The following is a 26,496-nucleotide window of genomic DNA, read 5'->3' as shown; positions in this document are numbered from 1 at the left end:
TAATCGCCCGTCCCGCTTGTGCTGACCCTTTACACGGTCTACTCAGCCAAGACGAGTTTTTTGACTGAAGTGCAGCATGACCCGCGCCACGAAGAGTTGGGCATGCGCATTACTGGAGTGACCGTGCGCGGACGCCTCGATTCTATTGACTGGGCCATTCTGAAAGAACTGCAAGCCGACGGCAGCATCACCAACGTGGAGCTGGCCCGCCGTGTCGGCCTGTCGGCCCCACCCTGTCTGCGCCGGGTGCGTGCCCTCGAGAGCGCTGGCATCATCAAGGCCTATCGCGCCATTCTCGACCCCAAGGGCTTGGGCTTCGAGATCGTGTGCTTCGCCATGGTGCAGCTCGACATTCAGGGCAAAAAGGAGCTTCAGGAGTTCCAGCAGCGGGTTACGGACTGGTCCATGGTCCGCGAATGCTGGACCCTGTCGGGCGATATCGACTTCATCCTGAAATGCGTAGCCCCGAATCTTGCCTCTTTCCAGGGGCTCGTCTCCGAGCTCACGTCGCTGCCCAACGTCCGCAACGTCCGCACCGCCCTGACTCTCGACCTGATCAAGGACGAGCCGCTGGTGCCGATCGAGGATGTGGCGGAAGTAGCGGAATAAGTCGCGATCAGAGCCGGCGCCGCAGCCAGCGCACGTAATGCTGGGCGAGGGCGACCGCGCGGCCCGGCTCGTCCGGCTCGGTGCTTCTCCGCGCCACGTCGAGCACCGCATGCTGCGGATGGCGGGCGAGGATTTCGCCCTTGGGACCGAGCGCCAAGGCTTCTCCATCCATGCCGTCGGACCCGCTGCCACCGCCTCCAAGATCACGCCATGAGCCACCATCAGTGAAAGGCGTCATGTAGATGTCCGTGATCACAAGCATGAAACGCGGGCCGCGCCGGTCGATCCGATCGGCAAAGGAACGGTAAAGCTCGTCGAGGGCCGCCTGTCCGACGAGATCAGCGAAAGGTCCCAGGCCCTTGGCCTTGAGAGGCCTTATATCGACGGAAAATGAAGAGAAGGCCTGAGGAAAGGTTTGCGCCCAAGCTGGAGCATGCGCCAGCAAACCCGCACCGGCAAAGCCGGAGCAGGCGAGACCCATGATAAAGGATCGGCGGGACAAGGGGAGCATGGTGTGATCTCTCATCATCTGCCCCCTTGCCGTTTTAAGCCCGGAACTGGACGCCGACGACTTCGTAGGATTTACCGCCGCCGGGGGTCGAGACTTCGACCGTGTCGCCGATGGTCTTGCCCATAAGGGCGCGGGCGATGGGGGAGGCGACGGAGACCCGTCCGGAGCGGACATCGGCCTCGGGCTCACCTACGATCTGGTAGGTTTTCTCTTCCTCGGTGTCCTCGTCCACCAGCTTCACGGTCGCGCCGAACTTGATCCGTTCGCCCGAGAGCTTGGCGATATCGATGACTTCCGCACGGGAAATCAGGCTTTCCAGCTCAAGGACGCGGCCCTCGTTGAGGGACTGAGCTTCCTTGGCGGCATGGTATTCGGCGTTTTCCGACAAGTCGCCAAGCGCACGCGCTTCGGCAATGGCCTGGATGATCCGGGGGCGTTCAACCTGTTGACGGTGCTTGAGTTCTTCCTCGAGCGCCGCAAAACCCTTGATCGTCAGAGGGACCTTGTCCATCGTTTGTCTCGTCCAAAAAGAGGTACGAGGCCGCTGTTTCCAGCGCCCTCGCATGTCAGCGAAAACTTATCAAAAGCTTCGCAGTTCCAATGTGGAGGCAGAATGCCTCAGGCAAAATAGTCCTGAAGCGCCCTGACCTCGAGATCGCCGCCTAGATAGGCCTTGATGCCCTCGGCTGCAGCAATCGCTCCTGCAAGAGTGGTGTAGTAAGGTATCTTATGCAAGAGGGCAGCCTGCCGAAGGCTGCGAGAATCTGACAAAGCACCCGCCCCTTCGGTGGTATTGAAGACCAGCTGGATGTCCCCGTTCTTGATGGCGTCCACCACGTGCGGGCGGCCTTCCAGCACCTTGTTGATCCGAGCCGCCTTCACACCTTTCTCCACCAGGAATTTCTGGGTGCCTGCCGTGGCGACGATGTTGAAGCCCAGTTCCTCCAGCATTTTCACGGTCGGCAGGATGCGCTCCTTGTCCGAGTCGCGCACTGAGACGAAGAGGGTGCCGGTTCTCGGAACCTGGCTGCCCGCGCCGAGCTGGCTCTTGGCGAAGGCCACGCCGAAGCCCCGGTCGAGGCCGATGACCTCGCCCGTGGAGCGCATTTCGGGCCCAAGCAGCACGTCCACGCCCGGAAAGCGGGCGAAGGGGAACACCGCTTCCTTGACGCCGATATGCGGCAGCTCCTTCGGAGTGAGGCCGAATTTCGCGAGAGATTCGCCTGCCATGATGCGGGCCGCAATCTTGGCGATAGGCTCGCCGATGACCTTGGCCACGAAGGGCACCGTGCGCGAGGCGCGCGGGTTCACTTCGAGAACATAGATCGTGCCGTCCTTAATGGCGTATTGCACGTTCATCAGGCCGCCCACGTCGAGAGCGAGCGCCATCGCCTTCGTCTGGCGCTCCAGCTCTGCGAGGATCTCTTCCGAGAGTGAACGCGGCGGGAGCGAGCAGGCGGAATCGCCCGAGTGGATGCCCGCTTCCTCGATATGCTCCATGATACCCGCGATGAAGGTATCCTTGCCGTCGCAGAGGCAGTCCACGTCCACTTCGATGGCGTCCGAGAGATAGCGGTCGAAAAGCAGCGGGTTCTTGCCAAGAACAGTGTTGATCTGGCCAGTCTTGTCGTTGGGGTAGCGGGCTTTGATGTCGGACGGGATCAGGCTCGGTAGGGTGCCGAGCAGGTAATCCTCGAACTGCGTCTCGTCGCGGATAATCGCCATGGCACGGCCGCCGAGAACGTAGCTCGGACGCACCACGAAGGGCAGGCCGAGATCGGCGGCGATCAGGCGCGCCTGCTCCACCGAATAGGCGATGCCGTTCTTCGGCTGCTTCAGGTGCAGCTTGTCGAGGAGGCGCTTGAACCGGTCGCGATCCTCCGCGAGGTCGATGGCATCCGGCGAGGTGCCAAGGATCTGCACGTTGGCTTCTTCCAGGGCGCGGGCGAGCTTCAGCGGCGTCTGGCCGCCGAACTGTACGATCACGCCATGGAGCGTGCCCTTGGAGCGTTCGGTCTCGATGATCTCCAGCACGTCTTCCTGCGTCAGCGGCTCGAAATAGAGCCGGTCGGAGGTGTCGTAATCGGTCGAGACCGTCTCCGGGTTGCAGTTGATCATGATGGTCTCATAGCCCGCGTCTTTGAGCGCGAAGCAGGCATGACAGCAGCAATAATCGAACTCGATGCCTTGGCCGATCCGGTTCGGGCCGCCGCCGAGAATGATGACCTTCTTGGCGTCCGACGGATTGGCTTCATCCGCGGGCTTGCCTGCGAACGGCGCGGTGTAGGTCGAATACATGTAGGCGGTAGGCGAGGCGAACTCCGCCGCGCAGGTATCGATGCGCTTGAACACGGGGCGCACGTCGAGAGCGCGGCGCGCCTCGCGCACTTCCGCTTCCGTCTTGTGAGTAAGCACAGCAAGGCGCGCATCGGAGAAACCGAGCGCCTTGATCTGGCGGAATGCGCCCGGCGTCTTCGGTAGGCCGTTCGCTTTCACCTTGGCTTCCATGTCGACGATGTCCTGGAGCTGCTCCAGGAACCACGGATCGATCTTGCAGGATGCATGGACTTCGTCATGGCTGATGCCGAGGCGCAGTGCCTGTGCGACCTTCAGGATGCGGTCCGGAGTCGGCGTGCCGATGGCGGCCTTGATGGCGTTGCGGTCGTCGCCTTTGCCGAGACCTTCGATCTCGATCTCGTCGAGGCCGGTCAATCCCGTCTCCAACGAGCGAAGCGCCTTCTGCAGCGATTCCGGGAAGGAACGGCCAATCGCCATCGCCTCGCCCACGGACTTCATCGCCGTGGTGAGCGTCGGCTCGGCGCCGGGGAATTTTTCGAAGGCGAAGCGTGGAATCTTCGTGACGACGTAGTCGATGGTGGGCTCGAACGAAGCAGGTGTCGCGCCGCCGGTGATGTCGTTGGCGATCTCGTCGAGCGTATAGCCGACGGCGAGCTTCGCCGCGACCTTCGCAATCGGGAAGCCCGTGGCTTTGGATGCGAGCGCGGAGGAACGCGACACGCGCGGATTCATCTCGATCACGATCATGCGTCCGTTCTCCGGGTTGATCGCGAACTGCACGTTCGAGCCGCCGGTCTCGACGCCGATCTCGCGCAGCACCGCCAGCGAGGCGTCGCGCATGATCTGGTATTCCTTGTCGGTGAGCGTGAGCGCCGGCGCGACGGTGATCGAGTCGCCTGTATGTACGCCCATCGGATCGAAGTTCTCGATGGAGCAGATGATGATGCAATTGTCCGCCTTGTCGCGGACGACTTCCATCTCGTACTCCTTCCAGCCGAGCACGCTCTCCTCGATCAGCACCTCGTTGGTGGGCGACGCGTCGAGACCGCGCTCCACGATGTCGAGGAACTCCTCGCGGTTATAGGCGATGCCGCCGCCGGTGCCGCCCATGGTGAAGGACGGACGAAGAATGGCGGGCAGGCCGACTTCGGCGAGCGCGAGCAGAGCCTCGCCCATGGCGTGCTCCTGGTAGCGCTTGCGGCGGTCGTTCTCGCCTGCATCCCACTTCAGCTTGTAGGCGGCGATCATTCGCTTCTTGTCGCCGGGATGGATATCGAGAGCTTCCATCCGGACAAGTTCGGCGAGGTAGGCGTCGCGGTCGGCCTTCTTGAGGGCGGAGGCATTGGCGAGGCGCGACTTCGGCGTGTCGAGGCCAATCTTGGTCATTGCCTCGCGGAAGAGATGGCGGTCTTCCGCCTTGTCGATGGCATCCGCCGTCGCGCCGATCATCTCGACGTTGAATTTCTCGAGCACGCCCATTTTCTTAAGCGAGAGGGCGCAGTTCAGAGCAGTCTGGCCACCCATGGTGGGCAGGATGGCGTCCGGGCGCTCCTTCTCGATGATCTTGGCGACGATCTCAGGCGTGATCGGTTCCACATAGGTGGCGTCCGCGAGATCGGGATCGGTCATGATCGTCGCGGGGTTCGAATTCACCAGGACGACTCGGTAGCCTTCCTCCTTCAGGGCTTTGACGGCTTGCGTGCCCGAATAATCGAACTCACAGGCCTGACCGATGATGATCGGTCCTGCACCGATGATGAGAATGGAGGAAATGTCTGTCCGCTTCGGCATAGGGCCACCCAGGCGTGTCCAGCCGCGCGGCCGCTCATTGCGGCGCTTCTCGCGCAGCCGGGATGTGTCAGATTGAAGGTTGAGAGAGGCTCTTACACGGTGCTGTCACAAATTCAAAGGCCTGAAGCCATGATTTGGTGGCAAGTCTCCCATAGGGCATGATCGCCGAGTCGAGAGGGACTGAGGAGTGTGAGGATGGCAGACGACCCGCGCTGGGCCGTGATTACCGGGGCATCGAGTGGAATCGGGGCAGAATTGGCCCGAGTTCTCGCTTCAAAGGGCTATTTTCTCGTCCTGGTGGCCCGGCGGCATGAGCGTCTGGAGGCCCTGGCTGGGGAAATCCAGTCGGTTCACAAGATCGAGGTGGAAACAATGGCCCTGGACCTGGAGGACAGGGAGGCTCCTCAGGATCTGGTCGAGATGCTCCGCGACCGGGGCATTCGGGTCCATACTCTTGTGAACAACGCCGGCTTCGGCCTGAGAGGAAACTTCGCAACGCTGCCTGTCGAGCGGCAGATGGCCATGATCGACCTCAATGTGAGGGCGCTTACTGCCCTTTCCCGCCTCATGCTCCCCGGCATGCTGGAGCGGGGGCGGGGCGGCATCCTGAATGTCGCTTCCACGGCCGCCTTTCAGGCCGGGCCCTACATGGCGGTCTATTACGCCACCAAGGCTTACGTGCTCTCTCTGTCGGAAGCCCTGCACGAGGAAGCGAAATCCCGGGGCGTGACGGTGACGGCTCTCTGTCCGGGCTCGACCGAGAGCGAATTCTCGGCGACGGCCGACGTGGAATATTCCAGAACCCTCAGGCCCACCCTCATGACGGCCGCAGAGGTGGCGCGGATCGGTGTCGAGGGCTACGAGGCCGGCAAGGCCATTGTGATCCCGGGGGGCGGCAACTGGCTCGGAACCCTCGGGTCCAAGTTCCTGCCGCGGGTGATAGTTCGCAGACTTGCCGGTCGGCTTCAGAGGGGCGAGGTGACGGGCCCCCGAGAAGAGGCTAACGAGAGGGCGTGACCACGCTTTCGCCTTTCCAGCATTTGACCCGCCAATTCTCCGCCTTCTTCGGTGTAGGGCTCGCGGCGGCCGTGGTGCATTACGGCCTGCTCATCCTTCTCGTCGAAGGTGGAGGACTCCATCCTGTTCCCGCCACGCTTGCGGGCTATGTGGCGGGCGGATTGGTGTCCTATGGGCTCAACCGCAGGCATACTTACCGGAGCAACCGTCCGCACCGGGAAGCGACCTGGCGTTTCGCGGTGGTGGCCTTCATCGGGTTTCTGCTGACCTGGTTTCTCATGCACGCCTTCACGGTCTGGCTCGGCGGACCTTATCTGCCGTCACAGGTCGTGGCGACAGGGGTTGTCATGCTGTGGAGCTTCATGGCGCATAAGATCTGGACATTTGCATAAGGAAGCGGCGCTGGGTGCCGTCTGCAGAGCGTTCCAGAATTTCACTGCAAGCCTGACTTGCATCCCTGTGGGTCGCCAGAATCTTTGTGCAATGCAATAAGCGCATTCACAGCTTCCCGAATTCCGAGGTTCTCGATGTCCGATCTGGCGATTGCAGAAGAAGCGCGCTCGGCTGCGGCCGACCAGGAGCAGGCTGCTCCCAAGTCGCGCCTTGCCGTGACGCTCATCGAGCTGGCGCTTGCCGTCGGCAGTTTCGGCATCGGCACAGGCGAGTTCGCCATCATGGGACTGCTGCCCAATCTCGCACAGGAATTCGCCATCACGACCCCGCAGGCAGGCTATGCCATCAGCGCCTATGCGCTCGGCGTTGTGGTGGGCGCTCCCATCATCGCCGTACTCGCGGCAAAGCTCTCGCGCCAGACGCTGCTTTTGATGCTCATGGCGATCTTCGCCATCGGCAACGCGGTGAGCGCGATTGCGCCGACCTTCGAATCCTTCGTGCTCGTGCGCTTTTTGACCGGCCTTCCCCACGGTGCTTATTTCGGCGTGGCGGCGCTGGTGGCGGCATCGCTCGTTGAACCTAACAAGCGTACGCAGGCTGTGGCTCGTGTCATGCTGGGCCTGACGGTGGCGACGCTCATCGGCACGCCCATCATGACGTTCTTCGGTCAAATTCTGAACTGGCGCATCCTCTTCGCCTCTGTCGGGGTCATGGGCGCGCTGACGGTTGCTCTGATCTGGCTGTTCCTGCCGAAAGACAAGGTAGAGGAGGGTGCGAGCCCCATGCGCGAGCTCGGCGCGTTCAAGCGCAAGCAAGTGTGGTTCACGCTTGCCATCGGCGCAGTCGGTTTCGGCGGTCTGTTCTCGGTGTTTTCCTACATCGCTTCGACGGCGACACAGGTCGCGGGCATGCCAGAAAGCGCCGTGCCGCTAATGATGGCGCTCTTCGGCTCCGGCATGATCGTCGGCAATCTCGTCGGTGCATGGTTCGCCGACAAGAACCTGATCGGCACCATTGCAGGCACCTTGGCCGGCAGCGCCGTGGTGATGACGCTGCTCTGGCTCACTGCCAGCAATCCTTATCTGTTGTCGCTCCTCGTTTTTCTTGTCGGCTGCAGCGTCGCGCTTGGACCGGCGCTTCAGATACGTTTGATGGACGTGGCTGCCGATGCGCAGACACTTGCCGCAGCCTCCAATCACTCCGCCTTCAACATTGCGAATGCGCTGGGTGCGTGGCTCGGCGGTCTTGCGATTTCCGCAGGCTATGGCTTCGAGTCGACGGGATGGGTCGGGGCTGTTCTCGCCGTTGCGGGTCTTGGCGTGCTGGCATGGTCGATTGCGAGCGAGAAACGCTCTCTTGCAACGGCTTAAGCGACCTGCCCGATAAAGGTCATGCGCGCCTGGTTGTGCCCGAAATTGCGAGGCGCGCGCGTTGGCGTGAAGCCGGCATCCTGAAGAATGTCGGCCATCTCGTCCTCGCTGTATTGCGCAAGGCCGATCTCCTCACGGATCTTGCGATAATCGGAGAATGCTGTTCGCGCGAGCCCCACGGCAGCCGACTTCAGGAAGCCGCCATGCCAAGCGAAGGACAGGAGCGCCTTCGCATCCGTGACCGGGCTCACATCCGGCGGGATAACGTCGGCAATGACGAGCTTGCCTCCGCTCTTCAACTTGGAACGCCAGAGCTTCAGAAGGCCACGCAATTCATCGAGCGAGAGATATTGCAGGAGTGAGTTCACCACGATGAGATCGAGCGATGCATCTGCAAGCCCGGACACTTCACCGGGGCTCAGAATCGCGATGCGTTCGTTGCCGCTGAACTTTGCTTGCAATCGTTCGCAGACCAGAGGCGCAGCATCGCTCAAATAGAGCTTCGCGCATTTGGCCGCGACCTGATCGGCAAACAGCGCTTCACCACACCCGTAATCGAGCACGATTGCATCGCGCGAGGGAATGTGACCGATGATGTCATTCGCCACGAGCTTGTAATGCAACAGCTTGTGCCGCTCGCCCGAGTAGATCGGCGTATCTTGGTTCCAGTATTCGCGCCAGTTCATCATGGGCATCAGTCATAGCTCAAGCTTGAGCATTCGTCATCTCGTTTGGGCTTTTCTTACATGCCCAGCAGCATCGCCGCGACGGCGCGGTCGATGGAGAGATAGAACATGGCGAAGGCAACAGCCGCTGCAATGCCGAACTCGATGGCTTGGTTCTTCAACAGGCGGAACTTGGCGAACAGGCTCTGGCCGAAGATGGAAATCAGCCACGCGGTCGTGAGAACGACGGGGAAAATGAAGAGATAGGACCAGGTGCTCTCGACGGTGCCCACATTGGCGGGGTCGAGAAGCGGGCGGATGTTGCGCACCCATGGTGCGTAGAACGCCGCATAAAGCGAGGTCAGCCAGGAGAGCGTGACCGCGATGCCGAGGTGGAAGGTGAAGAGGTTGTGCAAGCGGCTGAATTCGCCGGTATCGTGATCGAAATTCATCGGAGAAAGCCCCCAAATATTGGCCTGGAATCATTGATTTTTATGGTTAATCAATCGTTACCGTGATTTGGGGGAATGAGGCAATGCCCGCGTTTGTCGCGGCTGTTCGGCGTGTGAGCAAACGCACCTTGGCCAAAAGAAAACGTCGCCGCTCCACAAGAACGACGACGCTGTTCGAGAGTGTTTGAAGGACGTGCGCTTAAGCCTTCGCCTTGCCCTCATCCATCAGCTTCACGAAACGGTCGAAGAGGTAATGGCTGTCCTGCGGGCCCGGGGAGGCTTCCGGGTGGTACTGCACCGAGAAGGCCGGGCGGTCGGTGAGCGCGATGCCGCAATTCGAGCCGTCGAAGAGGGAGACGTGGGTCTCCACCGCGTTCTTCGGAAGCGTGGCCGGATCCACCGCGAAGCCGTGGTTCATGGAGGTGATTTCCACCTTGCCGGTAGTCTTGTCCTTCACCGGATGGTTCGCGCCGTGGTGGCCCTGGTGCATCTTCTGCGTCTTGGCGCCGACGGCCAGGCTCAGCATCTGGTGGCCGAGGCAGATGCCGAAGGTCGGGATCTTCTGCTCCAGCACCTTTTGGATCACCGGAACGGCATACTCGCCGGTCGCCGCCGGATCGCCGGGGCCGTTGGACAGGAACACGCCGTCGGGCTTCAGCGCCAGAACCTCGTCCGCCGTGGCGGTGGCGGGAACGACCGTGACCTTGCAGCCGGCGCGAGCGAGCAGGCGCAGGATGTTGCGCTTCACGCCGTAATCGATGGCGACCACGTGATGCTTCGAGGCGCCGTCTTGCTGGCCGTAACCTTCGCCGCGCTCCCAGGTGGTCTCGTTCCAGTCGAAGCGCTGGGTGCTGGTGACGAGGGGCACGAGGTCGAGGCCGTCCATGGAGGGGAGGGCGGCAGCCTTCGCCTTCAGCGCCGCGAGGTCGAACTCGCCCTTCGGGCTATGGGCGATGACCGCGTTGGGCATTCCCTTGTCGCGGATCAGCGCGGTGAGCGCGCGGGTGTCGATGCCGGTCAGGCCCACGATCTGGCGGGCTTTCAGCCAGGCGTCGAGATCGCGGGAGGCGCGCCAGTTGGAGGGCTCTGTGATGGTTGCGGCCAGAACCACGCCGCGCACGCCGGAGGACGAGGCGGCGTTCACGCTCTCGATGTCCTCGTCGTTGGTGCCCACATTGCCGATATGCGGGAAGGTGAAGGTGATGATCTGCCCGGCATAGGAAGGGTCCGTCAGGATCTCCTGATAGCCCGTCATCGCGGTGTTGAAGCAGACTTCGCCGGTGGCCTCGCCCTCGGCGCCGATGCCGAAGCCTTCCAGCACCGTGCCGTCCTGGAGCACGAGAACGGCCGTCGCGCGCGGCTCTTCCCAGCCACCCGAGAGAGGCCCGGTGGTGTCTTTGTCTTGCAGCATCGTCATGATCTCTTTAAGTCCGGGGCCAACAGGCCGTGCTTGAGCAGGCCCGTTCCGGGCCGACCGTGAACTGTCCTGCACGACTTAAGGGGCCGCTCGCGTCCCGTCAACGCTTGAAGCGCCTTAAATTGAAAGGAAATCCGATGCTGCGCGAACGATTCACCGCCGAGATGAAAGAGGCCATGAAGGCCGGCGACAAGGGCAAGCTTGGCGCGATCCGCCTGATTCAGGCCGCCCTCAAGGACAAGGACATCGAGGCCCGGGGCAACGGCAAGGAGCCGCTCTCCGACGAGGAGATCCTGGCTCTCCTCCAGAAAATGCTGAAGCAGCGCCAGGAATCGATCGCCATGTACGAGCAGGGCGGACGCCAGGAGCTGGCCGACCAGGAAAAGAACGAGGTCGCCGTCATTTCCTCCTACCTGCCCCAGCAGATGGACGAGGCCGCGACCAAGGCCGCGATTGAAGCCGCCATCGCCGAGACGGGTGCGGCCTCCATGAAGGACATGGGCAAGGTCGTGGCCGCGCTTCGCGCCAAGTATGTGGGCCAGATGGACTTCGCCAAGGCCAGCGGCCTCGTGAAGGACATGCTGCCGAAGGGCTGAGGCGGTCACACGCTCCCCTATCGCCCAACTCGCCATCCCGGGGCCGCGAAGCGGAACCCGGGATCGCCCCCAAGAATAGTGCTTTACCCTGCCAGCGATCCCGGACCTGCGCTGCGCTTCGTCCGGGATGACCGCGGGAGCCGCCGGTAGGTCTCTCACCGCCGTAGCATCGCCTTCGCAGTTCGCCGCTTCGTGCCCCAGTACTCCCGGTATTCCTGCATCTGCTTGCGCACGCCCTCCACGAAATTCCCGTGGTTCTCGAAATAGCAGGGAGGCCCAAAGCCGCCCTGGCAGAGGCCCTCGCGACGGCAGCGGTGCTTGCGGCAGGTGAGGGGAATCTGCAGCACGTCGGACAGGCGGCGCAGAGTGTCGTCGCAATCGGGAAATCCAGGGGGTGGGAGTTCGGCTCGGCTCATGAAAAGCTCCGGCAAATGTTCGCCTTGAAATGAATGGCTTGGAACTGTCTTGGGAAATGACGTGCGCCTTCGGGCTCCGGACTGAAACAGTCCGAAGCCTGAAAAGCTGATCGAGGGTGGCGCGACGTGCAGCCCGGCTCGATGATGTTTGTGTGTGAGAGCAGGACTGCATCTCGCGCACGGTTCTTTTAGGCGTACACCGCGTCTTTCAGCGATGGGCCTCCCGCCGACAGGCTTGCGAGGCCTGACACAGGACCGCCCCCAACCCCACACATGCGACGCCTCGCGAGCGCGCCCCTCATTGGGTCGGGACAACTCCAGATATAGCCAAGGTTAGGATCATTGTCAAGAACAAAACATGAACATTTCGTACTCTTTGTAACCTTCCCTGGCTCAGTTCCGCGGTCCTTGCTTTTGTTTCTGCTTCTGACCCGAAGCGGACGTTCAAGCGTGAACGAGCCACGTGTGCCGCCTATCGAACGGTTATCCGCATTAAAGCAGTCACTCAGACGGCTCATCAGGCTGGTGGTATCGGCGAGATGCGTTTTGGAAAGTCCACTTCTGCCGCCAAGTGAGACAGCTTGTCCGGGTTCTTGACGATGTAGATCGCGGCGATCCCGTCCTCGCGGATGTCGAGCGCGGTTGTCTGAAGCACGCCGCCTCCATCGAGGCTGACGTAGCCTGGCAGGCCGTCGATGGTGACGACACGAAGCAGCGTCGGCGGCACGGCATCCTTGCGCCGCTGCCCGGCAAAAAGGCGCAGGGCTCGCTCGACGCCCCGGATGACATTGCGGAAGGCATGGACCTTGCCGCCGCCATCGGTATGGATCTCGACATTCCTGGCCAGCAGCGCCGAAAGTGCCGCGACGTCCCCGTCGCGGGCCGCGGCGAAGAAGGCATGGGTTATCCGGTCTGCATCCGCAGGTTCGACGTCAAAGCGGGGACGTGCGGCCTGCACGTGCTTGCGGGCGCGCGCTGCGAGCTGACGAACCGCAGCCGGCTCTCGGTCGAGGGTGATGGCCACTTCGGTCAGCGGCACGTCGAAGATGTCATGGAGAAGGAAAGCAGCCCGCTCCAGAGGCGACAGACGCTCAAGGGCTAGCATCAACGTGACCGTGACGTCGTCGGCGACCGTCTCGTTCGGCTCCACGGAACCCACGAGAGGATCCGGCAGCCAGGGTCCGACGTATGTTTCCCGCCGCGCCCGTGCGGAGCGGCGTCGGTCGAGGCACAGGCGTGTGACGATGCGGGTTAGATAGGCGGGAGGGGAATCGATGCCGCCCTCCACCCCAACCCACCGCAGCCATGCGTCCTGCACGACATCTTCCGCCTCGGTGAGCGAGCCCGTCATCCGGTAGGCCAAGCGTGTCAGGCGCCTGCGCTCCGCCTCGAATTCGGTGCTCCGCCGATCGTCCATTGCTTCCATCCGTCCAGTTTCCTCGCCGATCATATCCGCTCTCCCGTCGCTTGAGCATCCTGAACTCGAGGATAAGACGATCGGACGTGCCCGGATGTGACATCGGCCGCTTCGAGTGGAAATGCAGAGTGGCATGTCACACCCCGGCCGCTTGGCCCGTCATGTCTTCGAACGTCAATCTCCGGCGTTCCGAACATAGGGATGTGTCATGAGCGAGAACAAACGGCTGGTCTGGAACGAGGTGGCGCCGCAGGGTGCGAAGGCCCTTTTCGGCATCCACCACTACATCACCACGGGCACCGACCTGCCCCACGAATTGATCCACCTTGTCTTCCTGCGTGTTTCGCAGATCAATGGCTGCGCGCACTGCATCGACCTGCATACCCGGGACCTCCTGGAAACGATGCCGATCGAGAAGGTCGCTCTCGTTCCGGTCTGGGCCGAGGTGCCCCACCTGTTTCCCGACAAGTACCGCGCCGCGCTCGCGTGGACGGAGGAAGTCACGCTCGTTAGCGAGACGCACGCCTCCGACGAGGCCTATGCGGCCGCAAGCGCGGCTTTCGCGCCCAAGGATCTCGTGGACCTCACGATCACGATTGCGGCCATGAACGCGTTCAACCGGCTGGGCGCGCCCTTTCGGCTCCCGGTCAAGGCCAGAGCCTGATCCGCTTCTTCGCATCGTCACGGAACGGCCCCGCCGCCGTTCCGTTTCCACCATTCAGGATCCAACCCATGGCTGTGAGCGTCGGGCTGCGAGACACTGTCCAAATCCTTCAGTCCACACCGCGTACCCGGCTACACAGACGGGACCAGCGTGCGCTGCGACGCATACACGAGCATCTGTTGAAGGTTGTTGCAACGGAGGATAGCGCCAAAAAAGAAGCGCCCGTGAGGGCGCTTGAGTTCCGGTCGTATCCGTGGGGGCAAAAACGGGCGGCCGGTACTGGAAATTCGATGTCCGCTGATTGCTTATGCGTCGGACGTTAATTCGTCTGAGCGCTCCAGGCGCTCTTGGAGGATTGCGAGCTGCTGAAGATATGGGAGGCGCCGCTCACGGTGGTTCTCCTGCAATTTCATCAGGGCGCGCGCATGATCCTTTGCATTCAACGCGGATAAGTTCAGCTGCTCGCGTTCACGCTCATAGGCGAAATCCAGGTTCGTGAGCGTCGTGAGGAGAGAGTGATAAAGGGGCTTGAGCGCCGGAGCTTGAGAGCGCGTGTCCGCCAGCTCCGTGCGCGATGTGTCGATCTCGAAAACAGACATTCGCATCCTCTGCTGTGTTGAATGATGCGATAAAGCCTGTAGAGCGCCGCGTCTGTCAGAGTGATGACAATTCTGTCTATCCAAAAGTAGTATTTGCTCTATTTCTCTCTAGGTAGAGCAAAAGCTCAGCTTTAATTTAAGCCATTGTGGATGGTACTGCTCCGCTTCGCTTGGTAAAGTGGAATCCCAAATCGCTGAAACGCTCCTGAATACTTCCGTAGCACTCGCAGGCTGCTTCTTCGATTCCCTGACGGTCGGCGATCACGATGATGCCACGCCGCTGCGTGATGAGACCGGCGGTCTGAAGCGTGCGCAGAATGATGCTCACGGTGGGGCGCTGCACGCCGAGCATCTCGGCCAGGAATTCGTGCGTCAGCGGCAGCTCGTCGCGTCCGACGCGGTCATGGGCCGTCAACAGCCAGCGGCAGCAGCGCGCTTCGACGCCGTGAACCGCATTGCAGGCCGTGAGCCTGAAGGTTTGCGACAGCAATCCCTCGATGTAGCGGAGAAACAGGAGGCGAAGGTTCGGGCGGGTGTCGAAGGCTTCGATGAGAATTTCCACCGGCAGCCGCGAGGCGGTTCCGGGCAATTGAACGAGATAACGGCCCAGCGCCGCCCGCGTGGTCAACGCGCTGGCAAATCCGACAACGCCTTCGCGTCCGAAAACGGCCATCTCGACCGTGCCGCCGTCGTTCAGGATCGTCACCAGGGAAATCATCGCGTCATGCGGAAAATACGCATGGTTCACGCTCTGGCCGGTCTCATAAAGGGATTGCCCGGGGGGTAATTCGACAAGCTCGAGTTTGGGTTCGAGGGCCGCGAAATCGTCGGGTTCCAACCCGGCAAGGAGCAAGTTCTCTCGATGGTCGATCATGATCAATCACCTCGGCACGAAGCCCCAGGCGAGAGCATGAATGCGATGTCGCTCCCATGGATGCTGCGCCTCTGGGGGCTTTTGCCGGGAGAACATCAGGCCGAAGACCTGGTTCCCTTCAGGGTGTGCGAAGTGGCATGCCGAATGGCGACAATCATCCCCAGGGTTTCCGGGGATGATATGGTTAAGCCGTTTCTATCTTTCCCTGGAGTCGGTTCTCGCTGGCGCGCTTGCATCGTATGAAAGCTACGGCTTGTCCCTATCCGTGATCCGTCGACAAGGATTTGAGTGAGCAGCGTTCATTTGGTCGATCCCGTCGTGGGCATTCCTGGCGAGATCGTGCCTCTCGGCAGCCGTGACTTGGCTGGGAGATAGGTCTTGTGACGATGCTTGCCGCCCTTGGGCGGCAAGCTGAAAGCTGTGACGCAGCCTTTAGATCAGGATGAAGTCCGAGGCGGTCAGGACTGGCTTGGTCGAAAGCAGCGCCAACTGGATGGCTGCGGCCCCGCCGGTTCCATCCTCATCGAAGGAGAGAACGCCTGTCGTGCTGTTGTAGAGCAGCGTGGCGACTTCATCGACCGGGCCGCCGTCGATCACCAGCGTGTATTCATCCTCGAGAGAAGAGAAATCGAAACCGCTCAGCACGATCTGGTCCGTGCCATGCACGAAGTCGGTGATGGTGTCGACGCCGGCATGCCCACGGGTCAGCACGAACTGATCTTCGCCCGCGCCTCCCGTCAGCGTGTCGGAGCCGCTGCCGCCATTCAGATTGTTGTTGGCGCTGGTGCCCTGGATGACATTGTTGAGCGCGTTGCCGACGCCTCTCGTGGCACTGCCCGTGAGCACGAGATTTTCCATATTGGCGCCGAGCGTCCAGCTGACTGAGGCATGGATCGTATCGGTTCCTTCCGATGCCAGCTCGGTGACGCGATCCGCGGTGCTGTTGACATAGTAAGTGTCGTCACCGCTGCCGCCCGCCATCGTGTCGTTGCCTGCGCCGCCATCGAGCGTGTCGTTGCCGGCTTCTCCCCGAAGGTTATTTGCCAAGGCATTGCCGACAATCTTGTTGTCGAGCGCGTTGCCGGTGCCCGAGATTGCGGAGCCTTGGAGTTGAAGCTCTTCGATTGCGGTCAACAGGGTATAATTCGCATGAGAAATGACGGTGTCGTACCCGCCACTGAACCACGAATCCTCATACGCCTCGTCGAGTTCATTGTCGACATAGTAAGTGTCGTTGCCCATGCCCCCGGACATCGTGTCCACGCCTGAACCGCCAATCAGGACGTGGTCCACATATGCGTATACGACCGCTACCAGATAATCGTCGCCGGCAGCTCCATCCAACGTGCCGGAGCCGTCCGGGTGATATACCTGGATTATATTGTTCTCGTCATTGCCTTTGGCGACGAAGCCCGAGGGTGGAGAGTACAATTCGAGATTTTCGACATGATCACTCAACGTGATGCTTCTGCCGTAAGCCTGGACGGTATCGATGCCTTCGCCCGCATTCTCGATAATGATATGGTCCAAGTCGCTGACGTAATAAAAGTCATCGCCGCTGCCGCCGACCAGCGTATTATCTGAGCTGAACAGGATGATGCTATCATCGCCTGAGCCGCCGACGTAGAGCGAGTGACCGCTGCCGCCCCTGATCGTATCGTTGCCTGAGCCGCCGATATAGACCGAGTAGGAACCATTGCCCTCAATGAGATCATTGCCTGCGCCGCCATCGAGCGTCGTGTAATCGCCATCCGTGGACATTGCATTGAGCAGATGGTTATCAAGATCGTTGCCGGTGCCCGCTAAGCCAGGCCCTCTTAACACAAGACTCTCGATATGATCGCCTAACGTGTAGCTTATCGTTGTGACGATGGTGTCATAGCCCTCGTCGGCGTTCTCGATCACCACATCGTCGAGGTTGACGAAGTAATAAGTATCATTGCCCGCGCCTCCGATCAGCGTATCGGCCCCTGCACCGCCGTTCAACCAGTTCCACTCCGCATTGCCGATGATCAGGTTGTCGAGGTCGTTGCCGCGTCCGATGATGGCGGAACCTGTCAGGGTAAGGTTTTCGATATTGTCGGCGAGATTATACTCCTCGCCAGAAGAGAAAACCGTATCGATACCCCCGCCTGCATTCTCCAGGACGAAGTCGTTGATGTCATCGACGTAGTAAACATCGTTCCCTATGCCGCCGACCATCGTATCGATGCCGATTCCACCGTCGAGGGTGTCGTCACCGGCATCGCCGAGCAGGGTGTTGTCGAGAGCGTTGCCGATGATTTGGTTGTCGAGCGTATTGCCGCGTCCGATAAAGGCGGAGCCGCCTGTCAGCGTGAGGTTCTCGACATTGTTGCCCAGAGTGTAGCTCACTGATGCAATGACGTGATCGATTCCCTGACCAGGATTTTCGCCCACGACGTCACCGACATTATCCACGATGTAGGTGTCATTCCCTTTGGAGCCGACCATCGTGTCGGCACCGCCTGCGCCGTCGATGGTATCATCGCCATCGCCGCCGACGAGCCATTCGCCATCTGCGGTCCCGACGACGACCGAGCCCGCGAAGGAGAAATGCGTTGTCAGCCATGGAGCGGGAGACTGCCAGGACGGGGAGAGAGCATTCCAGTTGTAGAATCGGGTTTGTGCTCTCGATTCAATGACAGAAACGTCATCCAGGACATTGGCTGACAGAGCGTCGGTGATGGCCGGCGTGATCTCGTTCGGCATGCATTTTCCTTTATCGCGGCACCGGTTTTCATAGGCGCTCTTTTACAACCGGAGCTGGATCATATCCTTCAGTGCGCCTATAGGTTGTAATGAAACAACGTATAGTTTTATTGTCAAGCACAAACGAAGAACAAGCATCTTTCCGAGCTTTGACTTCAGCCCCGCTTAGAGACCTCACGTCACCGACAAAGCAGGGCTGACAAAAAGAAAAAGCGCCCGTGAGGGCGCTTGAAATGATGCAGGCTCCTGAGGCTCTCGATCGCGGCACGGAAAAGCCGAGGTTCTCGTGCATTCACGCGCTCCGAATGCCAGCCTCCGACAAACGGCCCCTGAACGGTATCGGAGAGTCGAGAAGGAGCCTGGAGCGCCGTTGGGGACGCTCCAGGCAGAGGCGTCAGTTGTTCGGCGGCAGGATCACGGTATCGACGACGTGGATAACGCCGTTCGACGCCGCGATGTCTGTCTTCGTCACATTGGCGTCGTTGATCATGACGCCCGAGCCTTTCGCGCTGACCTTCAGCGCCTTGCCGTTCACCGTCTTTGCCTGCTGGAGCTTGACGACGTCGGCCGCCGTCACCTTTCCCGGGACGACGTGGTAGGTGAGGATGGCGGTGAGCTTGTCCTTGTTTTCCGGCTTCAGAAGGTTCTCGACCGTTCCGGCGGGCAGCTTGGCGAAGGCGGCATCCGTGGGGGCGAAGACCGTAAAGGGTCCGGAGCCTTTGAGGGTGGAGACGAGACCCGCTTGTGTCAGCGCGGCCGCAAGGGTCTTGAACTGGCCGGCGGACACGGCCGTATCGACGATATCGGCTGCACGGGCGCTTGAGCCCCCGGCGACGATTCCAAGAGCCGCAACCGTTGCGATCGCCAGATTCCTGATTTCGAATTTCATCGTTCATGCTCCTTGCACAGGTGGCTCGGTCGCTCCTCGGCGACCGGGGAGAGCCATTTTTGCTGGCCTCTGACTATTTCTTATGGTGCAAATTGATTTTCTCAATACTCAAATTATCGTGACATGAACATTGATTTTCTTTAGAGTAAAAAAGACATGACCTAAATTCATTCAGGTGAAAACGGAGGCGCTGGATGCTGTCGGAGACGCTGGCTGACGGGTTGGGGCAATACGAGATCGGCACCAAGATTCGCGTGCTGCGCCAGGCGAAGAAGCTCGGCCTCGTGCAGCTCGGGGGCCATACGGGTCTCTCTCCGGCCATGCTGTCCAAGATCGAGCGCGGGCAGCTCATTCCGACCCTGCCGACCCTGCTGCGCATCGCCATGGTCTTCGGGGTCGGGCTCGACCATTTCTTTGCGGAGGCGCCTGACCGGCCCAAGGTCGCGGTGGTGCGCAAGGCTGAGCGGTTGCGCCTGCCGGACAGGCAGCGGAACGACATGCCGTCCTACTTCTTCGAGAGCCTCGACTTCCCCGTCACCGACCGCAAGATGCAGGCCTATTATGCGGAGTTTCCCGCTTCATCGAACGAGTCGCAGCCGCATCAGCACGATGGCGCGGAGCTGGTTTACGTCATCAAGGGACGGCTTGCTCTCAGCATCGCCGGCAGCGACTTCGTCCTCGACGAGGGCGATGCGATCTATTTCGATTCCGGCGCACCGCACAGCTACCGGTGCGACGAACCCGACTCCTGCTCAGCCATCGTCGTAACAGTGCCATAAGGGGAGCGCGGGAACTGTCCCTGTGAATAATGGGCAAAGAATAGCTTGGCTTCGGCGTTTTTAACCTCATCTCCGCCGCCCTAGTTTATGGAGCAGGTTTGGAGTTCGCTTAACCTTGCGCTACCCGCCCCAGATCCTCGAAGAGATCCGCGCCCGGCTGCCGGTTTCGGCTGTCGTGGGAAAGCGCGTTCGCCTGAAGAAGGCAGGGCGGGAGTGGAAGGGACTGTCGCCGTTCAATGCGGAGAAGACGCCGAGCTTCTATGTGAACGACCAGAAGCAGTTCTACCATTGCTTCTCCTCCGGCAAGCACGGCGACATCTTCACCTTCGTCATGGAGACGGAAGGGCTTTCGTTCCCCGAAGCGGTCGAGCGGCTGGCGGCGGAGGCGGGAGTGCCGCTGCCCAAGCTCACGCCGGAGGATCGGGCCGAGGAGGTCAAGCGCAAGACGCTTTATGACGCCATGGAACTGGCCGCAGCGTTCTTCGAGGCTTCGCTTCAGGGCCGCCACGGCATGAAGGCGCGCGATTATCTCGCCGGGCGCTCGTTGAGCCCCGACACGCAGAAGCGCTTTCGCATCGGCTATGCGCCGCCGGAGCGGTTCGCGTTGCGCGATCATCTGGCCGAGAAGGGCATCTCCATCGAGATGATGGTGGAGGCGGGCCTGCTGATCTCAGCCGAGGACGTGAAGGTTCCTTACGACCGCTTCCGCGACCGGGTGATGTTCCCGATCTGCGATGTGCGTGGCCGCGTGATCGCCTTCGGCGGACGCGCCATGGCCGCCGATGTGCCTGCGAAATACCTGAACTCGCCGGATACGCCGCTCTTCAACAAGGGACGGCTTCTCTACAACTACCACCTCGCCCGCCAGCCCGCGCACGACAAGGGCACGGTGATCGCGGTCGAAGGCTATGTGGACGTGATCTCGCTCTCCGTCGCGGGCTTTCCCAATGCGGTCGCCCCGCTCGGAACGGCGCTGACCGAGGACCAGCTTACGCTTCTCTGGCGTCTCTCCGAAGACCCGATCCTGTGCTTCGACGGCGACAAGGCGGGCCAGCGCGCTGCTTATCGCGCCCTCGACACGGCCTTGCCGAACCTGAGCCCCGGCAAATCCTTGCGCTTCGCCCTTCTGCCCGAGGGGCAGGATCCGGACGACTTGGCCCGCTCGGGCGGGCGGAGCGCCATCGAGCGGGTTCTCGCCACGGCCAAGCCCCTGGTGGACATTCTCTGGGCGCGGGAGACCGAGGCCGGTCCCCTCGATACGCCTGAGCAGAGAGCGTCACTGGAGCGGCGCTTGCGCGAATCACTTGCACTGATTCGCGACGAAACCCTCAAACGGTACTACCGGGAGGAGGTCGAAAGCCGGATTGCGGCCCTCAATCCGAATTCCCGTGCGAACCGTTTCAACCGCCAGGGCGGGGGAGGGCGGCGCGATTTCAGAGGGCCTGCCCCAACGACACCGAGCGCCCGTCTCAGCGTGTCGCCGCTCTTGGCGAGGAGCCCACTCTTCACGGGCGGCACGGCGGAAAGCCCCCGCGAGGCGATGATCCTCTGCACCTTCCTGATCCATCCGGAGCTCATTCAAAATCACGCAGAAACCCTTGCGGATCTTGAACTTGAGGGACGCAGCGCCCAGATGATGCGCAGTCTCCTGCTGGATGGCGCCGCCAGCGGCGAACCCGCCGATCCTACCGTAATGCAGGCCCGCTTAGAGCGGGCCGGGCTGGCCCAGGCAGCCGACAGGCTCACCGCCATGGTGCGCCCCGGCGACCGTTGGATGCTCGATCCGCATGCGGATCCGTTGCGGCTAGAGGACGCATTGAGGCAAGCCATCACCTTGCATCGCCGTGCGCGCACGTTACATAGCGAACTTCGAGCCGCGGAGCGCGCACTTGCCGAAGAGGACAACGAGGCCAATCTCGCCTGGCTGCGAGAGGTCCAAAACCAACTGTCCTCCGTTGAGGGTGCCGAGGCCGACATGGACAAGAACGGGTCCGCTGGGGGAGCCGGTTTCTAGGGATTTAGCCCACTGCAGGGCAGGAGATGGTTAACGGTTAGTCAATTGACTTGCTGTTTATTGGTCAGGGATTTTCGGGTGGCCAGGCTCACAAGCCTTGCTGCCCATTCGCGCATCGTGGGTTCCGCTGGGGGGACACATGGGGCGCCGGAGTAAGGCAAAGCATGGCGACGAAGGCGACCGAACGGGACGAAGGCGAGACGACGGCTCCGGAGCAAACGAGCGACGGGCCCCTGCTCGACCTGAGCGATGCCGCCGTTAAACGGATGATCAAGCTCGCGAAGAAGCGCGGGTATGTGACCTATGACGAGCTGAACGAGGTTCTGCCTCCGGAGGAGTTCTCCTCGGAGCAGATCGAGGACGTGCTCGGCCAGCTCTCGGAAATGGGCATCAACGTCGTCGAGTCGGAAGAGACGGAAGAGGGCGAGAAGGCCGAGGCCGAGGAAGATGAGGCCGAGGGTGGCGATCTCGTCGAGGCCTCGCAGACCCGCGCCGTCGCGGTCCGTGAGACGACGACCAAGGAGCCGACCGATCGCACGGACGACCCGGTACGCATGTATCTGCGCGAGATGGGCTCGGTCGAGCTTCTGTCGCGCGAGGGCGAAATCGCCATCGCCAAGCGCATCGAGGCCGGCCGCGAGGCCATGATCGCGGGCCTCTGCGAAAGCCCGCTGACCTTCCAGGCCATCATCATCTGGCGCGACGAGCTCGTCGACGCCCGGGTGCTGCTGCGCGACATCATCGATCTCGAGGCGACTTACGCCGGCCCCGACGGCAAGGGCGCGCCCAAGGTCGATGCGCTCGGCGAGGGTGAAGCCGAGGAAGAGCCTGCCGCCGAGGGCGAAGAGGGAATGACCCCGCCGGAAGGCGAGATGGACGACGACGACCTTGAGAACAACGTGTCGCTCTCGGCTATGGAAGCCGAGCTGAAGCCGCGCGTTCTCGAGACCTTCGACTCCATCGCCGACAACTACAAGAAGCTGCGCCGCCTGCAGGTCGAGCATGTGGAACAGCGCATGCAGAACAAGCAGCTGACCCCGGCCCAGGAGCGCAAGTACCGCGAGCTGAAGTCGGACATCGTGGCTTCCGTGAAGTCGCTGTCGCTCAACAACAACCGCATCGAAGCGCTCGTCGAGCAGCTCTACGACATCAACAAGCGCCTCATCTCGCATGAGGGCCGCCTGATGCGCCTGGCCGAAAGCCACGGCGTCGCGCGCGAGGAATTCCTCAAGCATTACCAGGGCTGGGAGCTTGACCCGAAATGGGTGCTGCGCGTCTCCAAGCTCGGCGGCAAGGGCTGGAAAGACTTCGTCGCCAAGGCGAAGGACGGCATCCACGACCTGCGCGAGAACATCCACAATCTGGCGAGCGAGACGGGCCTGGAGATCCAGGAATTCCGCCGCATCGTCATGATGGTGCAGAAGGGCGAGCGCGAAGCACGCCAGGCGAAGAAGGAAATGATCGAGGCGAACCTGCGCCTCGTGATCTCGATTGCCAAGAAGTACACGAACCGCGGCCTTCAGTTCCTGGACCTGATCCAGGAGGGCAATATCGGCCTCATGAAGGCGGTCGATAAGTTCGAGTACCGCCGCGGCTACAAGTTCTCGACCTACGCCACGTGGTGGATCAGGCAGGCGATCACGCGTTCCATTGCGGATCAGGCCCGCACGATCCGTATTCCGGTGCACATGATCGAGACGATCAACAAGATCGTCCGCACCTCGCGCCAGATGCTGCACGAGATCGGCCGCGAGCCGACCCCGGAAGAGCTGGCCGAGAAGCTTGCCATGCCACTGGAAAAGGTGCGCAAGGTTCTGAAGATCGCGAAGGAGCCGATCTCTCTCGAAACGCCTATCGGCGACGAGGAGGATTCACACCTCGGCGACTTCATCGAGGACAAGAACGCGATCCTGCCCATCGACGCGGCGATCCAGTCGAACCTGCGCGAGACCACCACCCGCGTTCTCGCCTCGCTCACGCCGCGTGAAGAGCGCGTGCTGCGCATGCGCTTCGGCATCGGCATGAACACCGACCACACCCTCGAAGAGGTCGGCCAGCAGTTCTCGGTGACCCGCGAGCGTATCCGCCAGATCGAAGCGAAGGCCCTGCGCAAGCTGAAGCATCCGTCACGGAGCCGGAAGCTGCGGAGCTTCCTGGACAACTAAGCGAATTCAAAAGGCGGGCTCTCAGGCCCGCCTTTTTCGTTCAAGCAAGATGTCATGATCATCAGCCTCACCATCATTCTTCTTTGCCAATTGCTCGGCGAGGTCGTTGCGCGCGGGTTCGGTTGGCCTGTGCCGGGGCCGGTGCTCGGCATGTTGTTCCTGCTCGCTTTCCTGAGCGTGCGGGACAAGGTGCGGAAGGCAATTCCGGAATTCGGGCGCGCGCTCGATTCAACCGGTAAGGGATTGCTTGCGCATCTGTCGCTGCTCTTCATTCCGGCGAGTGTCGGCGTGGTGCAGCGGATCGACGTGCTCAAGGAGTATGGCGTTGGGCTTGTGGTGACATTGATCGTCTCGACTTTCATCACGCTCGTGGTGACGGTGGTCACGTTCGTCGTGGTGTCGCGCCTCAGCGGATCGTCCATGGAAACATCGGACGATGATAGAGGGGGAGAAAAGCGGTGAGCGATCAGGCTTTCTCTCTCTGGGTTTATCTTTCGCAGACGCCGCTGCTCTGGCTCGTGGTGACGCTCGGTGCTTACGTGATCGCCGACCGCATTTCGCAAGCGTTCGGGCGGCATCCTCTGTGCAATCCGGTCTTGATGTCCGTCGTCACGGTGGCGCTCGTGCTCTGGGTGACGGGCACGTCGTATCCCGTCTATTTCGAAGGCGCGAAGTTCGTGCATTTCCTGCTCGGCCCCGCCACCGTCGCGCTCGCCATTCCGCTCTATGAAAACCGCCGCATCGTTCTGCGCGCCATCGTGCCGATGGCGGCGGCGCTGATCGTGGGTTCCGTCACGGCCATCGCCTCGGCAGTCATTGTCGCGCAGGTGTTCGGCATGCCGAAATCCATCCTCATTTCGCTTGCGCCGAAATCCGTCACCGCGCCGGTCGGCATGGGCATCACGGAAACACTCGGCGGCGATCCGGCGCTCACCGCCATTCTCATCATGCTCACCGGCGTCATCGGCTCTGTCATGGTGACGCCGCTCATGAACGCGCTTCGCATGAAGGATTGGCGCGCACGCGGGTTCGCCGTGGGCCTTGCGTCGCACGGCATCGGCACGGCGCGCGCCTTTCAGGTGCACTCGCTTGCCGGCACGTTCGCCGGCATCGCCATGGGGCTCAACGCGCTCGTCACCGCCTTGCTGCTGCCGCTGGTGTTGAAGCTGCTGCTCGATTAGGCTCGTTGCATGTCCGAAGCTGACCGGCAGGATGATCCCATGACCGAGACCAAACCCAAAAGTAAACCTGCGCACGCACAGCCGGTGCTGCTGTCGGGCGGCAATCCGCAAATCGCGAAGGGCTACGGTGATGAGCCCGTGCAGGCCTATATCGCCGCCATGCCGGGGTGGAAGAGTAATCTTGGGCGACGTCTCGATGCGATCATCGTGAGCGCTGTTCCTGATGTGAGTAAGGCGGTGAAATGGAACTCGCCGTTCTACGGCGTAGAGGAAGGAAACTGGTTCATCAGCTTCCACTGCTTCGCGAAATACGTGAAGGTGGCGTTCTTCCGCGGCACGTCGCTGACGCCCGTTCCTCCTGGCCAGTCCAAGCAGAAGGACGTGCGCTACCTCGACATTCATGAGAACGATGCTCTCGACGAGAAACAGTTCTCTGAATGGGTCAAGCAGGCCAGCCAATTGCCCGGCGAGCGCATGTAATCAAAGGCTTCCGGTTGCCTCATCCGACCGCAGGGCGGGGATGACGCTGTCCGCGACCAATGCGTGAAGCTGGCCGATGTAATTGTCCTCGCGCGAAGGTTCCGTCGGATCGGATGTCATGACGATTGTCATGTTAAGACTCGGCGCCACATAGATCATCTGTCCGCCGAAACCCCAGGCGTAGTAAACCCTATGCCCGCGCATGTCGCGCATGTACCAGCCATAGCCGTAAGCATCGCCGGTGAAGGGTGAAGAGGTGCGTGGCTCCCAGGATTGCTTCACCCAGGTCTCCGACACGACGCGCTTGCCGTCGATCATGCCGCCTTGGCGATACATCTCGCCGAAGCGCAGGAGCGCGCGCGGTGACATCGCCATCTCGTTGCCGCCGAGAAAGATGCCCTGTGGATCGCGCGTCCATGGCGGCACTTGCACTTCAAGCGGCTCGCCGAGCCATTCGCGCGCAAGCTCCAGCGTGCTGCGCTTCGATGCGCGCGTGAGTGCGGCCGAGAGCAGATGCGTGCTGCCCGTTGAGTAGAGCATGCGTCCGCCGGGCTCGTCCACGAAGGGGCGCGTGAGCACATGGCGCACCCAATTCCCGCTGCTCACCCACGCGCCGTAATTGCGGCCCGACGTGCGCTCCAAGCCTGCGCGCATGGAAAGAAGATGGCCGATGGTGATGTGCTTCACGCGCTCGTCCGCATCGGGCGGAATGTTGGCAGCGAGGATTTCCGCAACCGGCTGATCGACGCCTTTCAGAACGCCGCGTTCGATGGCGATGCCGACGAGCGCGGACAGAATGGTCTTGGACGCTGATTTGATGTTGGTGGGCCGCTCCAGGCTCGAGCCCTTGAAGGCTTGCTCAACGACAATCTTTCCATCGCGGGAAATGATGAGCGAACGAAGATTCTCCAGCTCCTTGGCGCGTTCAACGGATTGGTCGAGAGACGGCGCGCCCATTGGGGCAGGGAAGGTCTGCGCCGAAACCTTAAAGGACGGCGCTGCCAGCATCGCAAGGATCAGGCACAATTTCAGAGCGCTTGAGATCAGGGGCGAAGGCTTGGCAGTCATGTTCCCTCATGCTTGCCGATAAGCGGCAGAGAACATGACACGTTCCGGCAAGGCTGGTCTTCGCACAGAATTGTGAGGAAGGTTTTGAGAGGTGCTTCCTC

Annotated in this window: 25 protein-coding genes; 12 read left to right on the top strand and 13 right to left on the bottom strand. The window is 61.4% G+C overall.

What is annotated here, in order from left to right; translation table 11 throughout:
* Positions 1 to 102 precede the first annotated feature (102 nt).
* Entirely contained in the window at positions 103 to 609 is a 507-nt protein-coding gene (locus MHY87_RS02745; protein ID WP_255726220.1) for an Lrp/AsnC family transcriptional regulator, read from the top strand.
* Between the two features lie 7 nt (positions 610 to 616).
* On the opposite strand, the gene MHY87_RS02740 is transcribed toward MHY87_RS02745, so the two are convergent.
* The 3 genes from MHY87_RS02740 to carB form a co-directional block, all read right to left on the bottom strand.
* Positions 617 to 1,120, bottom strand: coding sequence for a hypothetical protein (locus MHY87_RS02740; protein ID WP_239349126.1), 504 nt, complete (start codon positions 1,118 to 1,120; stop codon positions 617 to 619).
* A 34-nt stretch (positions 1,121 to 1,154) separates the two neighbouring features.
* On the bottom strand, positions 1,155 to 1,631 hold the full coding sequence (gene greA, locus MHY87_RS02735) for a transcription elongation factor GreA (RefSeq protein ID WP_239349124.1): 477 nt from the start codon (positions 1,629 to 1,631) through the stop codon (positions 1,155 to 1,157).
* A gap of 107 nt (positions 1,632 to 1,738) precedes the next feature.
* Positions 1,739 to 5,209, bottom strand: a complete 3,471-nt coding sequence (carB, locus tag MHY87_RS02730) for a carbamoyl-phosphate synthase large subunit (protein ID WP_239349122.1) — start codon at positions 5,207 to 5,209, stop codon at positions 1,739 to 1,741.
* A 195-nt stretch (positions 5,210 to 5,404) separates the two neighbouring features.
* Here carB and MHY87_RS02725 point away from each other — a divergent pair, with 195 nt between their 5' ends.
* From MHY87_RS02725 to MHY87_RS02715, 3 genes are all read left to right on the top strand, one after another.
* Positions 5,405 to 6,226, top strand: coding sequence for an SDR family oxidoreductase (locus MHY87_RS02725; protein ID WP_239349120.1), 822 nt, complete (start codon positions 5,405 to 5,407; stop codon positions 6,224 to 6,226).
* Complete coding sequence (locus tag MHY87_RS02720; RefSeq protein WP_239349118.1) at positions 6,223 to 6,618, top strand: GtrA family protein; 396 nt, start codon at positions 6,223 to 6,225, stop codon at positions 6,616 to 6,618. Before MHY87_RS02725 ends, MHY87_RS02720 begins: the two co-directional genes overlap by 4 nt.
* Positions 6,619 to 6,753: 135 nt before the next feature.
* The gene (locus MHY87_RS02715; protein WP_239349116.1) at positions 6,754 to 7,989 is read left to right on the top strand and encodes an MFS transporter; all 1,236 of its coding nucleotides are present in this window, start codon (positions 6,754 to 6,756) and stop codon (positions 7,987 to 7,989) included.
* Here the strand turns inward: MHY87_RS02715 and MHY87_RS02710 are convergent.
* The 3 genes from MHY87_RS02710 to carA form a co-directional block, all read right to left on the bottom strand.
* Positions 7,986 to 8,684, bottom strand: a complete 699-nt coding sequence (locus MHY87_RS02710) for a class I SAM-dependent methyltransferase (RefSeq protein WP_239349114.1) — start codon at positions 8,682 to 8,684, stop codon at positions 7,986 to 7,988. The two genes, MHY87_RS02715 and MHY87_RS02710, sit on opposite strands and share 4 nt — an antisense overlap.
* A gap of 47 nt (positions 8,685 to 8,731) precedes the next feature.
* Positions 8,732 to 9,106: a hypothetical protein gene (locus MHY87_RS02705; RefSeq protein WP_239349112.1), complete on the bottom strand. Its 375-nt coding sequence runs from the start codon at positions 9,104 to 9,106 to the stop codon at positions 8,732 to 8,734.
* 199 nt (positions 9,107 to 9,305) lie between these two features.
* Complete coding sequence (gene carA / locus MHY87_RS02700; RefSeq protein WP_239349110.1) at positions 9,306 to 10,517, bottom strand: glutamine-hydrolyzing carbamoyl-phosphate synthase small subunit; 1,212 nt, start codon at positions 10,515 to 10,517, stop codon at positions 9,306 to 9,308.
* Positions 10,518 to 10,660: 143 nt separating this feature from the next.
* On the opposite strand from carA, the gene MHY87_RS02695 reads away from it, so the two are divergent.
* Positions 10,661 to 11,119, top strand: a complete 459-nt coding sequence (locus MHY87_RS02695) for a GatB/YqeY domain-containing protein (RefSeq protein ID WP_239349108.1) — start codon at positions 10,661 to 10,663, stop codon at positions 11,117 to 11,119.
* Positions 11,120 to 11,274: 155 nt separating this feature from the next.
* Here the strand turns inward: MHY87_RS02695 and MHY87_RS02690 are convergent, their stop codons facing one another.
* Together MHY87_RS02690 and sigJ are read right to left on the bottom strand one after the other, a co-directional pair.
* Complete coding sequence (locus tag MHY87_RS02690) at positions 11,275 to 11,535, bottom strand: hypothetical protein (protein WP_239349106.1); 261 nt, start codon at positions 11,533 to 11,535, stop codon at positions 11,275 to 11,277.
* A 517-nt stretch (positions 11,536 to 12,052) separates the two neighbouring features.
* Positions 12,053 to 12,952, bottom strand: coding sequence for an RNA polymerase sigma factor SigJ (gene sigJ, locus MHY87_RS02685; protein WP_239349104.1), 900 nt, complete (start codon positions 12,950 to 12,952; stop codon positions 12,053 to 12,055).
* Between the two features lie 208 nt (positions 12,953 to 13,160).
* Here sigJ and MHY87_RS02680 point away from each other — a divergent pair, with 208 nt between their 5' ends.
* Complete coding sequence (locus tag MHY87_RS02680; protein ID WP_239349102.1) at positions 13,161 to 13,616, top strand: carboxymuconolactone decarboxylase family protein; 456 nt, start codon at positions 13,161 to 13,163, stop codon at positions 13,614 to 13,616.
* Between the two features lie 305 nt (positions 13,617 to 13,921).
* Here the strand turns inward: MHY87_RS02680 and MHY87_RS02675 are convergent, their stop codons facing one another.
* From MHY87_RS02675 to MHY87_RS02660, 4 genes are all read right to left on the bottom strand, one after another.
* Entirely contained in the window at positions 13,922 to 14,215 is a 294-nt protein-coding gene (locus MHY87_RS02675) for a hypothetical protein (protein WP_239349100.1), read from the bottom strand.
* A gap of 136 nt (positions 14,216 to 14,351) precedes the next feature.
* Positions 14,352 to 15,089 carry a Crp/Fnr family transcriptional regulator gene (locus MHY87_RS02670; RefSeq protein WP_239349098.1) on the bottom strand — a complete coding sequence of 246 codons (738 nt, stop codon included), beginning with the start codon at positions 15,087 to 15,089 and terminating at the stop codon, positions 14,352 to 14,354.
* Between the two features lie 432 nt (positions 15,090 to 15,521).
* Entirely contained in the window at positions 15,522 to 17,819 is a 2,298-nt protein-coding gene (locus MHY87_RS02665; protein WP_239349096.1) for a calcium-binding protein, read from the bottom strand.
* Positions 17,820 to 18,213: 394 nt separating this feature from the next.
* Positions 18,214 to 18,708, bottom strand: coding sequence for a fasciclin domain-containing protein (locus MHY87_RS02660; protein ID WP_239349094.1), 495 nt, complete (start codon positions 18,706 to 18,708; stop codon positions 18,214 to 18,216).
* A 194-nt stretch (positions 18,709 to 18,902) separates the two neighbouring features.
* On the opposite strand from MHY87_RS02660, the gene MHY87_RS02655 reads away from it, so the two are divergent.
* The 6 genes from MHY87_RS02655 to MHY87_RS02630 all read left to right on the top strand — a co-directional run bounded on the left by MHY87_RS02655 (position 18,903) and on the right by MHY87_RS02630 (position 25,327).
* Entirely contained in the window at positions 18,903 to 19,487 is a 585-nt protein-coding gene (locus tag MHY87_RS02655; RefSeq protein WP_239349092.1) for a helix-turn-helix domain-containing protein, read from the top strand.
* 115 nt (positions 19,488 to 19,602) lie between these two features.
* Entirely contained in the window at positions 19,603 to 21,501 is a 1,899-nt protein-coding gene (gene dnaG / locus MHY87_RS02650) for a DNA primase (RefSeq protein ID WP_239349090.1), read from the top strand.
* A 164-nt stretch (positions 21,502 to 21,665) separates the two neighbouring features.
* On the top strand, positions 21,666 to 23,666 hold the full coding sequence (gene rpoD, locus MHY87_RS02645; RefSeq protein WP_239349088.1) for an RNA polymerase sigma factor RpoD: 2,001 nt from the start codon (positions 21,666 to 21,668) through the stop codon (positions 23,664 to 23,666).
* Positions 23,667 to 23,720: 54 nt separating this feature from the next.
* Positions 23,721 to 24,128 (top strand): CidA/LrgA family protein, encoded by a 408-nt coding sequence (locus MHY87_RS02640; protein WP_239349086.1) that lies wholly within the window; start codon positions 23,721 to 23,723, stop codon positions 24,126 to 24,128.
* Complete coding sequence (locus MHY87_RS02635) at positions 24,125 to 24,847, top strand: LrgB family protein (RefSeq protein WP_239349084.1); 723 nt, start codon at positions 24,125 to 24,127, stop codon at positions 24,845 to 24,847. Before MHY87_RS02640 ends, MHY87_RS02635 begins: the two co-directional genes overlap by 4 nt.
* 39 nt (positions 24,848 to 24,886) lie before the next feature.
* Complete coding sequence (locus MHY87_RS02630) at positions 24,887 to 25,327, top strand: DUF1801 domain-containing protein (RefSeq protein ID WP_239349082.1); 441 nt, start codon at positions 24,887 to 24,889, stop codon at positions 25,325 to 25,327.
* On the opposite strand, the gene MHY87_RS02625 is transcribed toward MHY87_RS02630, so the two are convergent.
* Positions 25,328 to 26,395, bottom strand: a complete 1,068-nt coding sequence (locus tag MHY87_RS02625; RefSeq protein WP_239349080.1) for a serine hydrolase — start codon at positions 26,393 to 26,395, stop codon at positions 25,328 to 25,330.
* Positions 26,396 to 26,496: the final 101 nt, after the last annotated feature.

The organism is Microvirga sp. ACRRW (genome assembly GCF_022346925.1).
Lineage (GTDB): Bacteria > Pseudomonadota > Alphaproteobacteria > Rhizobiales > Beijerinckiaceae > Microvirga.
This window is presented reverse-complemented; position numbering and strand designations above follow the sequence as displayed.

Bases quoted from the DNA above. Each gene is read 5' to 3' on its own strand.
- MHY87_RS02695 (WP_239349108.1), top strand. From the start codon at position 10,661: ATGCTGCGCGAACGATTCACCGCCGAGATGAAAGAGGCCATGAAGGCC.
- MHY87_RS02640 (WP_239349086.1), top strand. From the start codon at position 23,721: ATGATCATCAGCCTCACCATCATTCTTCTTTGCCAATTGCTCGGCGAG.
- MHY87_RS02630 (WP_239349082.1), top strand. From the start codon at position 24,887: ATGACCGAGACCAAACCCAAAAGTAAACCTGCGCACGCACAGCCGGTG.
- MHY87_RS02690 (WP_239349106.1), bottom strand. From the start codon at position 11,535: ATGAGCCGAGCCGAACTCCCACCCCCTGGATTTCCCGATTGCGACGAC.
- MHY87_RS02625 (WP_239349080.1), bottom strand. From the start codon at position 26,395: ATGACTGCCAAGCCTTCGCCCCTGATCTCAAGCGCTCTGAAATTGTGC.
- carA (WP_239349110.1), bottom strand. From the start codon at position 10,517: ATGCTGCAAGACAAAGACACCACCGGGCCTCTCTCGGGTGGCTGGGAA.
- MHY87_RS02715 (WP_239349116.1), top strand. From the start codon at position 6,754: ATGTCCGATCTGGCGATTGCAGAAGAAGCGCGCTCGGCTGCGGCCGAC.
- MHY87_RS02740 (WP_239349126.1), bottom strand. From the start codon at position 1,120: ATGCTCCCCTTGTCCCGCCGATCCTTTATCATGGGTCTCGCCTGCTCC.
- MHY87_RS02705 (WP_239349112.1), bottom strand. From the start codon at position 9,106: ATGAATTTCGATCACGATACCGGCGAATTCAGCCGCTTGCACAACCTC.
- MHY87_RS02660 (WP_239349094.1), bottom strand. From the start codon at position 18,708: ATGAAATTCGAAATCAGGAATCTGGCGATCGCAACGGTTGCGGCTCTT.
- MHY87_RS02725 (WP_239349120.1), top strand. From the start codon at position 5,405: ATGGCAGACGACCCGCGCTGGGCCGTGATTACCGGGGCATCGAGTGGA.
- MHY87_RS02665 (WP_239349096.1), bottom strand. From the start codon at position 17,819: ATGCCGAACGAGATCACGCCGGCCATCACCGACGCTCTGTCAGCCAAT.
- carB (WP_239349122.1), bottom strand. From the start codon at position 5,209: ATGCCGAAGCGGACAGACATTTCCTCCATTCTCATCATCGGTGCAGGA.
- sigJ (WP_239349104.1), bottom strand. From the start codon at position 12,952: ATGGACGATCGGCGGAGCACCGAATTCGAGGCGGAGCGCAGGCGCCTG.
- greA (WP_239349124.1), bottom strand. From the start codon at position 1,631: ATGGACAAGGTCCCTCTGACGATCAAGGGTTTTGCGGCGCTCGAGGAA.
- MHY87_RS02710 (WP_239349114.1), bottom strand. From the start codon at position 8,684: ATGCCCATGATGAACTGGCGCGAATACTGGAACCAAGATACGCCGATC.
- MHY87_RS02675 (WP_239349100.1), bottom strand. From the start codon at position 14,215: ATGTCTGTTTTCGAGATCGACACATCGCGCACGGAGCTGGCGGACACG.
- rpoD (WP_239349088.1), top strand. From the start codon at position 21,666: ATGGCGACGAAGGCGACCGAACGGGACGAAGGCGAGACGACGGCTCCG.
- MHY87_RS02655 (WP_239349092.1), top strand. From the start codon at position 18,903: ATGCTGTCGGAGACGCTGGCTGACGGGTTGGGGCAATACGAGATCGGC.
- MHY87_RS02680 (WP_239349102.1), top strand. From the start codon at position 13,161: ATGAGCGAGAACAAACGGCTGGTCTGGAACGAGGTGGCGCCGCAGGGT.
- MHY87_RS02670 (WP_239349098.1), bottom strand. From the start codon at position 15,089: ATGATCGACCATCGAGAGAACTTGCTCCTTGCCGGGTTGGAACCCGAC.
- MHY87_RS02745 (WP_255726220.1), top strand. From the start codon at position 103: ATGCGCATTACTGGAGTGACCGTGCGCGGACGCCTCGATTCTATTGAC.